The sequence below is a fragment of the Vibrio sp. S9_S30 genome (assembly GCF_014694455.1).
In the GTDB taxonomy this organism is placed as follows: Bacteria; Pseudomonadota; Gammaproteobacteria; order Enterobacterales; family Vibrionaceae; genus Vibrio.
Genome location: NZ_JAAUWT010000005.1, coordinates 168,644 through 181,143, shown reverse-complemented (window position 1 = coordinate 181,143; position 12,500 = coordinate 168,644). Strand labels below are relative to the sequence as shown.

Below are 12,500 nucleotides of genomic sequence, written 5' to 3'. Positions count from 1 at the left end.
GCAACAAGCGCCTGTTTATTTCTCGGGTATTTTTCTCTTTATCTGTCCTTACAAGGAAGTCTCTATGCAAAGGTGGTTGCCCAAATTATTGGTATTCCCATCCTTCATCAGTTTATTGTTGTGGATGGTTGTCCCTTTATCCATGACCATTTACTTTTCCGTCATCCGATACAACCTGTTGTATCCGGGAGAGAATAACTTCATCGGCGGAATGAACTTTGAATTTTTTTACACCGACGAAGCCTTCTGGCCAGCCGTTACCAACACGTTAACGCTGGTTGGAATGGTGCTCCTCGTAACGGTTGTGCTTGCCATATTGCTTGCGGTGTTGCTCGACAAGCCCTTTAAAGGGCGAGGGATTGTGCGTGTGTTACTCATTTCGCCTTTCTTTATCATGCCCACCGTGAATGCACTGATTTGGAAAAATCTCATGATGCATCCGGTGTATGGCGTACTGGCGTCGCTATGGGAGTCCGTCGGTTTAGAACCCATTGATTGGCTAGCCGATTATCCACTGGGTTCCATCATTGCGATGCTGAGCTGGCAATGGATGCCGTTTGCGCTGCTGATTTTTATCACTTCACTGCAATCCATGGATAACGAACAAAAAGAAGCGGCCGTACTTGATGGCGCTACGGGGTTTCAGATATTCCGATACCTCACGCTGCCACATTTGGCGAGACCAATAGCGGTTGTGATGATGATTGAAACCATATTTTTGCTGTCGGTGTTCGCCGAAATTTTTGTCACCACCAGCGGTGGACCGGGGTATGAATCGACGAACCTCGCGTTCTTGATCTTCGCGCAAGCCTTGATGCAATTCGATGTGGGTGTTGCGTCGGCAGGGGGATTGATCGCCGTGATCCTCGCAAATATCGTCGCGTTTTTCTTAATCCGTGCCATTGGCAAAAACTTAGTCGCCTAGGAGGTTGCATGAATCAGACACATCGATTGAGAGCCTTATTGAGCTGGGTGATCGCGCTTATCGTGTTTTTCCCCATCATTATGATGCTGATGACATCGTTCAAAACCGAACAACAAGCCATTGCGGTTCCACCAACGTTTCTATTTGAGCCAACGGTAGAAAACTACGGCATCGTTCAGGAACGTAGTGATTACTTAAAATTCGCCAAAAACTCCGTGATTACCGCTTTTGGTTCCACCATTTTGGCATTGATTATTGCCATACCAGCGGCGTACTCCATGGCGTTTTACCCAGGAAAGCGAACGAAAGATATGCTGCTTTGGATGCTCTCCACCAAAATGTTGCCTGCGGTTGGGGTGTTGGTGCCTATCTACATTTTGTGTAAGGAAACGGGGCTGCTGGACAGCAGTTTAGCGCTCACGATCATTTACACCCTCATTAATTTGCCCATTATTGTTTGGATGCTGTTTTCGTATTTCAAAGACATTCCCAAAGACATTTTGGAAGCCGTTCGCCTTGATGGCGCGTCAACACTGGGAGAGATTCGGCACGTGCTGCTGCCACTCTCATTTGGTGGGATTGCCTCCACCGCATTGCTGTCGATTGTGTTGAGTTGGAACGAAGCCTTTTGGGCAATTAACTTAACCTCCGCCGACGCAGGCACATTGGCCACCATGATTTCCACTTACTCCAGCCCAGAAGGTCTGTTTTGGGCAAAACTATCGGCAGCGTCCACGCTTGCTTGCGCACCTATTGTCGTGCTCGGCTGGTTCTGTCAGAAACAACTCGTACAAGGATTGACGTTCGGAGCAGTAAAATGAGCTATTTAACCGTTAACCAACTGGAAAAAAAATACGGCGACGCGTTGGCGCTGAAAAACATCAACTTCGAGATCGAGAAAGGTGAATTTGTGGTTTTCGTTGGCCCGTCTGGCTGTGGAAAATCCACATTACTGCGCACGATTGCGGGGCTGGAAGCTTCTTCAGCCGGAAGCATTTATTTGGACGGAGAACTCATTACCGAGACGCATCCATCGAAACGAAACCTTGCCATGGTATTTCAGAGCTACGCGCTTTACCCACACATGTCGGTAAAAGAAAACATGGGGTTTGCATTGAAATTGGCGAACACACCTAAAAATGAAATTGAATCCAAAGTGTTGAAAGTAGCAAAAGCGTTGAAACTCGACCCTTTGCTTGAAAGAAAACCCAAAGCGCTTTCCGGCGGGCAAAGACAGCGTGTTGCCATTGGCCGCGCGATTGTTCGTAACCCTAAAGTGTTTTTGTTTGATGAGCCTTTGTCTAACTTAGACGCAGCGTTACGTGTCGAGATGCGAATCGAGCTTTCTCGGCTCCACCATGAGCTCGGTACAACCATGATCTACGTGACACACGATCAGGTTGAAGCCATGACCCTAGCCGACAAAGTCGTGATCATGAAAGAAGGAGAAGTCGCTCAAATTGGCACACCGTTAGAACTCTATCACCAACCCGCTAATCTCTTTGTGGCTTCATTCATTGGTACGCCTAAAATGAACATATTACGTTTGGGAACCGTGCAGGTAGAAGCGAAAGAGCTGACCGCTCAGTTAACGGAAAGCGCAACAATACAAATACCTGTATGTAGATACAGTCATGATGTTTTAGAAGCCAACACGTTAGGTATTCGACCAGAAGCGGTGACATTGACCGAGCCAATGCAGGGGGATATTTCTGGTGTTGTGGAAGTGATTGAACAACTTGGCTCCGAAACCCTTAGCTACGTTCGCATCGAAAATGGTGAAACGGTCGTGGCAAAACACGCGCCAGCAGACAGCCCCGTTTTGGGGCAAGACGTTGGGCTGTTTTTCGATAAGCAGCAAGTGTACTTATTTGATGGCAGCGATCTTGCCTTAAATGTTTATGAGGAGGGTGAATATGCCAAATAGACTCATCCACTTTGGTGTCGGATCTTTTTTTCGAGGTCACCAAGTGTACTACATCGACCGTTATAATCGGCTGGTTGAACCCAGTAAGAGATGGTATTACACCGGTGTCAATTTACGCTCAGAATCTCGAGGGCTTATTGAGGCATTATCTCAGCAGAATGGCCGCTATCACCTAAAGAAAATATCCGCTTATGGCGATATCGAAATCCGAAAAATTGAAGCGTTAGAAAGTGTGATTGACGCTTCAGATAACGTTGATGCCATCAACAGCCTATTTGCCGATCAAGAGACAAAAGCACTGACCATTACGGTCACGGAAGGCGGGTATTATCTGACGGATACCAACGATCTGAACCTGAACGATCCGGAAGTGGCTTGGGACATCGCCCATCAAGACAGGCCTAAAACGATCTATGGCTTTATAAAGCACGCATTGGAAGTTCGGGCAGCATCGAGTGCTGGAGCCATCACGGTACTGACTTGCGACAACCTGCGCGATAACGGTAGGGTGCTGGAGAACGCATTTAAACAATACCTTACTGCCACCCAAAATAAGGACTTATTGGAATGGGTAAACCAACACGTTACGTTCCCTTGTTGTATGGTGGATAGGATCACCCCAGTTCCACCCCCAAATTTGGCGCAAGAGCTTTCTACGGTGGTTGGTGAACAAGACGACTGCCCAATTATGGGGGAAGATTTTGAGCAGTGGGTTATTGAAGACAAGTTTGCTGCGGGTTTTCCATCATTAGAAAAAGTAGGCGTCACTTTTTCCAGCCAAGTGCACGAGTTTGAAGAAACCAAAATTCGTATTCTAAATGGCGGTCATTTTCTGCTTTCTTACGTAGGGGCACTGAGAGGCTACCAAACATTTGACCAAAACATGCTGGATGATGAGCTCGCCGACTGGTTAAAGGGGTATCACCAAACGGAAGTGATTCCAACCATCGCGAATCCCCCTGTGGATTTAGAGCAATATCGCCAAAAAATTGTAGAAAGATTTGGTAACAGCCATATAGCCGATTCAATTGAGCGCATCGCGATGGATAGCATAAGCAAGTTTCCGCAATTCATCTTGCCCACAGTGCGTTTCAATTTAGAAAGAAACCACATGCCTAAATATGCGATTGAGTTGATTGCTCACTGGTACTGCTTTCTTGAAAGATTCCACAATGGAAAATTAGCGTTTAACTACAAAGATCCGCACTTCAGCAAGGCAAAACAATGGCTTGACAGTAGTGACGGTGTAACTGATTTTTTGAAAAATGAAGACGTTTGGCAAGGGTTAACCGCGCAATACCCAGATTTCTCCGAGCGGATGCGAGTTAAGATCCAAGACTTGTCCAAAGCGTATGAGGAACAACCATGAGCATTACCGCGTATCAAAATGATCAACTTATCCTTAATGGCAAAGTCGCTTTACTCAGTGGTGCGAACGGCGGAATTGGGCTTAGTGTTTGCGAAGGGTATGTGACCAACGGCGCTAAGTGCATGGTACTGGATCTTGCTGACACGCCATCTTCTGGGTTACAAGTGTTGATGCAAAAGTACCCTAACTCTGTGCTGTACTGTTCAACCGATGTGACAGACCTTAATCAAATTGAGTTAGCTGTCTCTCAGACAAAAGCACAATTTGGCGGTATAGATATATTGTTCAATAACGCGGCCATCTTCGACATGGGGCCGATACTGGATTCAAGCCCAGAACAATTCGACAAGTTATACAACGTCAACGTAAAAGGCATGTTCTTTGTCATGCAAGCCGTCTTGAAAGAGATGGTGTCGGCGGGGTATGGAGGCAAGGTGATCAACATGGCATCCCAAGCCGGCAGGCGAGGTGAACCGCTTGTTGCTCACTATTGTGCGACAAAAGCGACCGTTATCAGCTATACCCAGTCGGCAGGTCTAGCCGTGGCAGAGCACGGGATCAACGTGAATGCCATATCACCGGGGGTGGTTGATACGCCCATGTGGGATCACGTAGACCGCCTATTTGCGAAATACGAAAACCGCCAACCAGGTGAGAAAAAGCGACTCGTTGGAGAAGAAGTGCCACTTGGCAGGATGGGGAGACCAGATGATATCACGGGTATGGCGCTATTTTTAGCGTCACCGATGGCCGATTACATCACCGCTCAGACGTATAATGTCGACGGTGGGAATGTCATGAATTAGTCGAACAACACGAATGGGAAGGAAGGATAATGGCGCACTATTTAGGGATTGATATCGGCACCTCTTCAGTTAAAAGCCTACTGATGGATGAAAACGGGCAGGTCGTCGGTTCAACCAGCGAATCTTACCCAGCCTCGACGCCTCATCCACTATGGTCGGAGCAGGAACCCGAGCTGTGGTGGGAGGCGACGCTTCGAACCATGAAAGCGCTAAAGAATCAGTATCCAGCCCCGTTTATCGACATTAAGTGCATTGGGCTTTCTGGCCAAATGCACGGTGCCGTTATGCTCAATGAATCATTCAACCCCGTTCGCCCAGCAATTTTGTGGAACGATGGACGATCGCATCTGAATGCGGATGCCATGAATCGGGAGAACCCAAGTTTGGGCATGATTGCTGGCGTGCCTGCCATGTCCGGTTTTACCGCCCCTAAACTTCGCTGGATGGCAGAAAACGAACCCGACGTGTTGACATCCGTTCGCTACTTAATGCTTCCCAAAGACTACGTGCGATTCAAGCTGACAGGTGTGCTGGCTACGGACATGAGTGATGCGGCGGGAACCTTATGGCTCGATCAAAAACATCGCACTTGGTCAGACGAACTGCTTGAGTTAAGTGGGGTCTCGAAAGATCGGATGGTCTCACTCAAAGAGGGAACGGAATCGACGGGGAACTTAACCAAACAAGCATGTGAGCTGACGGGGCTCACGGCCGATGTGACGGTTTGCGCGGGTGGCGGCGATGCGGCATGTGGTGCACTTGGAATCGGTGCCATCAACCAAGGTGATGCCTTTATTTCTCTCGGTACGTCAGCCCAGTATTTTGTGACCACCGATTCATACAAGCCGTATCCTGAAGCCTTGGTACACGCTTTTGCCCACGCGATTCCTGAACGATGGTTTCAGATGGCGTGCATGCTTAATGGCGCAAGCCCACTTAAGTGGTTTGCAGATATCACTCGTCAAGATATCGGTGAATTGATTGATGGTGTAGAAGCTCAATACGATCCAGCGCAGCCCACCTTATTTCTCCCATATTTAATGGGTGAAAGAACCCCTCACAACAACCCGTTTGCCACCGCTAGCTTTCACCATATGACGTGGGCAACGCAAGGGCACCATATGGTGCAAGCCATTCTAGAAGGCGTGGCGTTTTCGTTATTGGATTGTCAAAACGCCATTCAAGAAAGCGGCACACAAGTGAAATGCCTTGGTGCGATTGGTGGTGGAGCCAAAAGCCGATTATGGTTACAAATTGTCGCCAATATCCTCAACGTAAAAATCATTCGATACGAAGGGGGAGAAAGTGGGCCAGCTTATGGTGCCGCTAGGCTTGCTAAAATTTGCCATACGGGAGATCCGGTAGAGTCCGTGTGCACGTCGCCAAAGGTGATTGAAGAAATCACCCCCGATACGACTTGTTTCAGCGTATACCGCAAAAAATATGACGAATTCCGAACCTTGTATAAAGAGTACGAATTCGCACGTTCGAATAGAGTAGGAGCGTCGTATGTCGACGTATGAAATTAAGCCCTTTACCCACGAGAGTATCGGCGAACGCCCTGTTTGGGAGTTTGTCGAATTCGACAAAGAATCGGTGGGCTACACGGAGCATGGTGTTCCTCACCATAGAATAAAATGGCACGTTCATGAGCAATACGAATTGCACCTTATCGTAAAAACCACAGGGAAAGCCATGATAGGTAACCATGTGGGGCCTTTTTCTCCCGGTCACTTGACACTTGTTGGCCCTTGGTTGCCTCATAATTGGGTAAGTTATTTGTCTGAAGGGGAAACGCACAAGTTGCGTGATATGGTGATTCTTTTTGAACCAGAGCTCATTCAACGAGCGACGCAAATCTTCCCAGAGCTATCTCAGTTTTTGCGGCTAATAGAACAAGCCAAAATGGGGATCGAATTCATTGATGTACCGATGGAAGTCAGCATGGAATACATGAATGCGGTTCGTTGCTCTCAGGGCGTTGAAAAGCTGATTCATTTTTTGAAATTTATGGTGTTCTTAAACGTTCAAAAGACGCGAATATTATCGACGCTGCCCCCTACACTTAAGAAAGATCCGGAGGTGATGAACAGCAAAATCAACCTCGTGCTTGATTTTGTTATGCTGAACTACAAAAAGCCAATTAAAGTGAAAGAAGTCGCTGATCTTATCGATATGACGGAGTCCTATTTTTCTCGATTTTTCCATAAATCTACGGGACATCGATTCACGGATTTTGTGAACCGAATTCGTGTGCAGCGAGCCTGCATCAAGCTGATTGAATCGAAAGAGAATATTGCTGAAATAAGCAAACAGGTTGGCTTTGCCAATTTGGCGAATTTCAGCCGTCAGTTCAGGAGAATAAAAGGGCTGACCCCGCTCGCGTATAGAAAGAAAAATACGGTGGAAGGATAGGGCATCAACCACTCATTATGAAATGAGGCAAAAGTGACTCAACTGGCGTGTTAATAAATATTTCAAGGCAGACACAACGGCCTGTGCATGCGATATATTGAGCGACTAACTCAGTTATACGAAGGTGAATTACTATGCTGGCTTTTATTATCGCCGTCTTCTTGGGGGGCTTTATTACCGACTTTTTAGGGTATGGTTACAATGTCTTTTCCGATCCATTTGACCCAATCTTACTCACTATTAATATCGTGACTTACATTGTGCTTGCTACGGTCATCGATCTTATCCTGAAAAAGTGGAACCAGAATAAATCCGCTTGATGTCGCACCAACGAGTTTCAAGGTACGAGCGCCAAAGACGTTTACTATGGACGTTTGGTCAATTTCGCGAATAGAGGGTTGCGGCGTTCATCACGACAATTGATGTTGTCGTGATTTGTGTATTTGACAGAGGATAGAATGCTTCATTTTCAGCTAAATTGAGGCGTTATTAACAGAGATAAGATCTGAAGCGCTAGAAGAAACGAACATATTATCAATGAATTGGGTTCAGGGTAGAGTCGGTCGCTAAAGATCATTTTCTTCTTAACTACCCCGATCCAATCTTTGAAAATGGCATACAACACAAAGATAGGCTGAGGCTCTACCGAGATCTTTAGCCAGACTATAAAGTGTGCTCTCAAGCACTAACCATCGACCACCAAGCACTAACCACCAAGCACCATCTGCTCTAATACTTAAACTGCCCGACGATCATCTCCAAACGTCCAGCAGCCTGCCTTACCTCGCCACTGTTTTGAACAGACACATTCACCGCTGTTTTGGTATTGTTGGCTAAATCGGCAATGTGAGTGATGTTTCGGTCGATATCCGCAGAAACCATCGCCTGCTCTTCAGAGGCTGTCGCAATTTGAGAGTTCATGTCAAATATCGCACTTACTTCGTCAACAATACGCTGAATGGCTTTAACAGCATTGATGGTTTGTTGATTGGTATTCCCAGCCTGTACTAAGCTTTCTTGCATGAGATTGACGGTATTTTTAACCCCCGTCGACAAACCGCTTATCGTCGCTTCAATGACTTTGGTGGAATCGGTGGTACGCTTTGCAAGTTGCCTGACTTCGTCTGCCACCACAGCAAACCCCCGTCCATTTTCGCCCGCTCTGGCCGCTTCGATTGCCGCATTGAGTGCCAGTAGATTCGTTTGTTCGGTAATGTCACTGATTACCGACACAACCGATTGAATCTCGATACTTTGCTCTTCCAGTTGCAATACAAGGTTCTGAGAATTGGTGATGCTGTCGGTGAGCCCCTGAATGCTGTCGCCTGCAATGTGACTCAGGCGCATACTTTCTTCCGCATCCATCTTGACTTTGTGAGCCGTGCTGGCCGCATTTTCAATGTTGGAGGCGATTTCATTTGTCGTCATTAACATCTGGTTGACGGCAGTAGCAATCGATGAGGATTCTAACTGCTGCTGTTCCGCGTTATCCAAACTGGTATTGGCCGCGACTTGTGAAGACTCGGCAGCTTGAGCGAGCTGTACCGTCACTGCTGCCATTTCAAGGATACTGTCTTGAAGTTTACCAACAAATTTATCAAATGATTGGCTAAGTTGGGCGAGTTCATCTTTACCATCATCGTTCATGCGAACGGTTAAATCGCCTTCACCTTCGGCAATATTTCGCATCACGTTTCTAACGTTAATCAGGCGATTGGAAATTTGAAAACTGAGTAAAATCAGTAATGAAGAAATAAACAGCCCGATCCCAATCCCAAAACTGCGCAGCTTTATTTTCGCTTCACTGCGTAGTTCGTTGACCAGTGTGCCAATTTGCTCTTGCATTTTGTTTAAGCTCTCTTCCGTTCCATGCACATTTTTTCGCAGTTCGCCGCGCATACCACTGTTGTGATCCAACCCTAAGGCTTTACACGCTTCATAAAGCTCATCAAATGCCTCACGATAATCGTTTGATGCCAAGCTAAGCGCATCGACCATTTCAGAAGTGAGGGATTGCGTTTGTATTTTTTGATGAAACGCCTGCCAATTCGTCTGAACTTGTTGAAATTGTTCGTCACGCTGCGTTAGGAAAAATCGATTTTGGCTGTCGACTAAGCGTAAGAATTCATTAGATAAACTAGGGCGATCCGCCGAAATAAGCAGGTTGTTGAGCTTGTCTTCTCTTGCGTTCAGTTCTCCAAGCAATCCAGAGGATTCATCGAGCCCAATATAAGCTATTTGAGTTGCCAAACGATTGAATTGATTCAGGTACTGTTCCAAGGTGCTTTCAATGTGATCGAAATTGGTATTATGTTGGTTGGCGTAGTGAACCAATTGTTGATCCAAGTTATTCACTCGCGATAGAAGTGACTCATAGCTGCTTTTAAATTTCTTAATGTATTTTGGGTCTTTTCTCGCTAAGAAATCTTTTTCATGTCGCCGCAATAGGAGGAGCTCCGTTTCACTTTGCGCATTTTGATCAGCGGCAAATTGAAGGTTTTCTAGCTCCTGAGTAATGCGGCTTTCATAAGCCGCATAGGCAACAATACAAGCCAATAGCGAGACCGATACCGCCAGAAGTTTTGTTTTTATCTTGAATTGTGAGAGCGCACTTACGCTCTGTGTTTTCAGTGACATACCTAGCTCCTTACTCGGAAAACGCGATTTTATCCTGTAAGCGATCGCACAGGAGACGTCGTTTTCGTTGGTTGGACTGACGTTAAATAAAACGATACGGCATGATTCGTTAAATCAAATAAGCTACTGCTTACTTAATGTTACAGTTTTGTGTACTTTTTATGACAGGCAGTACTATTAACAGATAGCATGATATTTATAGAATGCAAGAAGGTGCCAAATAGCCCCTTCTAAATTCCGCAAGCAAGTGCATTGCGTTCAGATAGGTTCTAGGATGTGTAGACTCGGGGTTACGGGTGTCCTTTTACATCGAATACCATGTTGTCTGCCCCCGTAAACACTTGAAAGCGCAATCCTTTTGCTCGGGCAATGGTCGTAATGCCAAATTGCCTCGCCAAATCGAGCCCCATTTGAGTCACTCCAGAACGAGAGAGCAAAACAGGAATCCCCATTTGAGCCACCTTGATGACCATTTCCGACGTTAGGCGACCTGTGGTGTAGAAGATTTTGTCGTCCCCTGGCACTTGGTTTAACCACATTTCACCGGCCAACGTATCGACCGCATTGTGGCGACCAACATCTTCAACAAAGGAGAGTATCTCTTCTCGCCGGCACACTGCGCAGCCATGAACACCGCCCGCTTTTTTATACGTATCATTGTGGTGGGTTAGCGCCTCAAGTGAGGCGTAAATATCGGATTGTTTTGTCATCACCTTAGGCACTCGGTAGTTCTCCAGCTTTTTCATTACATTGCCGAACATTGTGCCTTGGCCACAACCCGATGTGACCGTCTTCTTCTTCAATGCCTTTTCCAAATGATCGGTGTTCTCTTGAGTGATCACCGCGGCAGTATGGGTTTCCCAATCAATGATGATCGATTCAATGGCGGAGGGATCCTCAATAAAACTTTGGTTTTTTAAGTAACCTAGAACCAACGCTTCTGGGCGCGATCCTAACGTCATCAGTGTGACGATTTCCTTCCAATTCAGCATCACGGTAATAGGGCGTTCACAGGCGATTTCTTTCACCATGCGTTCGCCATACTCGTCAAAGACTTCGACTTTTTGAGTCGGAGATGGGCTATGCCCCGTTTTTATTATTTTTGGCTGGTAAGACACAGAGATTCCTTAACAACGTTTCTTCCTAACGGGTTAAAGCAATAACCCTGCCATCTCATTTCCAATTTCTGATTTCGACTCTGGCGTAAGAATTGCTTGAACGACGAAGAGTATTGACGTTTGAATAAAAGATGAGAACAGAAATGTCATTGGAAAAAAATGAAAACCTTTGGACGATTGAATGCCAGCTCGAAAGCCAAAACGTAGGAGAGGGGCGTTGGGTTACCCAGCAATGGGAGTGGGTAGGAGTGAATCTAAAGCCAATCGAACCCAATCCGTTAACGTTACCTTTAGAGCTATATAAAGACGAACGCACAGACTATCGATTTAACCTAAGCTCCATTCAACCCAAGCTGTTTCTCGCCTTGGAAAATTTAGACAGTTTAGAACCCGTAAAGCTCACGGCGTCTCAATCGGTGGCCGGCAGTTATCTGGATGGCGATTATTGGGTGCTGTCTATCGACATGCCTTTGCCCATTCAAGCTTGGATGGAAGCATTCATAGGGCGACACGGCGAACTTCTAGAACAGAAACGCAAAAAACGTAAAGGGGCGGGCAGAGCCAGTGGCAAGTGATTTTTTCAAGCGTTGGTCGCAGCGCAAATTACAAGAAGACGATAAGCAACAAACGTCGCTTACCAACGAAGCCACGGACATGGCAGATGATGAGGAGCATGTTGAAGAGATCAACGCATATGCCTCGAATACGGATGTTGCTGACGATACGGCAGTTAGAGCCACTGATAACGCTGGTGGAGGGGCTCACGTCAACGAAGAGGAAGCACACCAAACACTGACATCAGTAGGTGAGGCGCCGTTGGAGGAGCCTTCTGTGGCGACGCTATTGAGCAAAGGGGCAGAAACCGCTGTGAAAAAAGCGGCATTACGTAAGCTCTTTCTCAGTGGTGAATTCAGTGAAGTCGACGCTTTGAACGATTACGACCACGACTATTCGAAAGTGGGGAACTTAACGCAAGAAGCAGCGGAAAAACTCAGGGGCTGGGTGAAAGAGAAGTTAGAACAGCCAAGCGAAGACGAACACCAAGAAGTGGCGAATCAAAGCCAAACAGTCGATGAAAAAGAAGCCCCTGAAGAACAGTTGCAGCATTCTGAAGAGTCAAACACAGAATCTAATGAGCCTCGATCTGAAGACATTCAACCCGACTCGGAAATGAACGAGACAAAATATACCACATAAAAAGTAGGTACATTTTGACTAAGTATCGGATCATTCACTTGCGACAAAATGTCACAACTTGTTAACATTGCGCACATAATCGTGTTTTGGAACCCTGAAAAATACA

At 46.4% G+C, this 12,500-nt stretch carries 12 protein-coding genes and 1 pseudogene; 11 read left to right on the top strand and 2 right to left on the bottom strand.

All coding sequences use genetic code 11. From position 1 onward, the window contains the following. The first annotated feature begins 64 nt into the window (after nt 1-64). From HC752_RS07980 to HC752_RS24770, 9 genes and pseudogenes are all read left to right on the top strand, one after another. Complete coding sequence (locus HC752_RS07980; protein WP_190334607.1) at nt 65-925, top strand: carbohydrate ABC transporter permease; 861 nt, start codon at nt 65-67, stop codon at nt 923-925. Nucleotides 926-933: 8 nt separating this feature from the next. After that, the gene (locus HC752_RS07975) at nt 934-1,746 is read left to right on the top strand and encodes a carbohydrate ABC transporter permease (protein ID WP_190334606.1); all 813 of its coding nucleotides are present in this window, start codon (nt 934-936) and stop codon (nt 1,744-1,746) included. Continuing rightward, nucleotides 1,743-2,852, top strand: coding sequence for an ABC transporter ATP-binding protein (locus HC752_RS07970; RefSeq protein ID WP_190334605.1), 1,110 nt, complete (start codon nt 1,743-1,745; stop codon nt 2,850-2,852). The genes HC752_RS07975 and HC752_RS07970 overlap by 4 nt, the downstream gene beginning before the upstream one ends. Then, on the top strand, nt 2,842-4,221 hold the full coding sequence (locus HC752_RS07965) for a mannitol dehydrogenase family protein (RefSeq protein WP_194717312.1): 1,380 nt from the start codon (nt 2,842-2,844) through the stop codon (nt 4,219-4,221). Before HC752_RS07970 ends, HC752_RS07965 begins: the two co-directional genes overlap by 11 nt. Beyond that, nucleotides 4,218-5,027 carry an L-iditol 2-dehydrogenase gene (locus tag HC752_RS07960; protein ID WP_190334603.1) on the top strand — a complete coding sequence of 270 codons (810 nt, stop codon included), beginning with the start codon at nt 4,218-4,220 and terminating at the stop codon, nt 5,025-5,027. Before HC752_RS07965 ends, HC752_RS07960 begins: the two co-directional genes overlap by 4 nt. A gap of 29 nt (nt 5,028-5,056) precedes the next feature. Next, entirely contained in the window at nt 5,057-6,550 is a 1,494-nt protein-coding gene (xylB, locus tag HC752_RS07955) for a xylulokinase (protein WP_190334602.1), read from the top strand. After that, nucleotides 6,537-7,442, top strand: coding sequence for an AraC family transcriptional regulator (locus HC752_RS07950; RefSeq protein WP_190334601.1), 906 nt, complete (start codon nt 6,537-6,539; stop codon nt 7,440-7,442). The genes xylB and HC752_RS07950 overlap by 14 nt, the downstream gene beginning before the upstream one ends. 134 nt (nt 7,443-7,576) lie before the next feature. Continuing rightward, nucleotides 7,577-7,762 carry a hypothetical protein gene (locus tag HC752_RS07945; RefSeq protein WP_190334600.1) on the top strand — a complete coding sequence of 62 codons (186 nt, stop codon included), beginning with the start codon at nt 7,577-7,579 and terminating at the stop codon, nt 7,760-7,762. 206 nt (nt 7,763-7,968) lie between these two features. Beyond that, a pseudogene (locus HC752_RS24770) lies at nt 7,969-8,100 on the top strand (GNAT family N-acetyltransferase); the annotation flags it as partial. A 71-nt stretch (nt 8,101-8,171) separates the two neighbouring features. Here HC752_RS24770 and HC752_RS07940 read toward each other — a convergent pair. Together HC752_RS07940 and HC752_RS07935 are read right to left on the bottom strand one after the other, a co-directional pair. After that, the gene (locus tag HC752_RS07940) at nt 8,172-10,079 is read right to left on the bottom strand and encodes a methyl-accepting chemotaxis protein (protein WP_190334599.1); all 1,908 of its coding nucleotides are present in this window, start codon (nt 10,077-10,079) and stop codon (nt 8,172-8,174) included. Between the two features lie 290 nt (nt 10,080-10,369). Continuing rightward, complete coding sequence (locus HC752_RS07935; protein ID WP_190334598.1) at nt 10,370-11,197, bottom strand: formate dehydrogenase accessory sulfurtransferase FdhD; 828 nt, start codon at nt 11,195-11,197, stop codon at nt 10,370-10,372. A 143-nt stretch (nt 11,198-11,340) separates the two neighbouring features. Between HC752_RS07935 and HC752_RS07930 the strand changes: the two genes are divergently transcribed. Both HC752_RS07930 and HC752_RS07925 read left to right on the top strand, forming a co-directional pair. Further along, entirely contained in the window at nt 11,341-11,772 is a 432-nt protein-coding gene (locus HC752_RS07930; RefSeq protein ID WP_190334597.1) for a DUF3305 domain-containing protein, read from the top strand. Continuing rightward, entirely contained in the window at nt 11,762-12,394 is a 633-nt protein-coding gene (locus HC752_RS07925; protein WP_190334596.1) for a DUF3306 domain-containing protein, read from the top strand. Before HC752_RS07930 ends, HC752_RS07925 begins: the two co-directional genes overlap by 11 nt. The last annotated feature ends 106 nt before the right edge of the window (nt 12,395-12,500 follow it).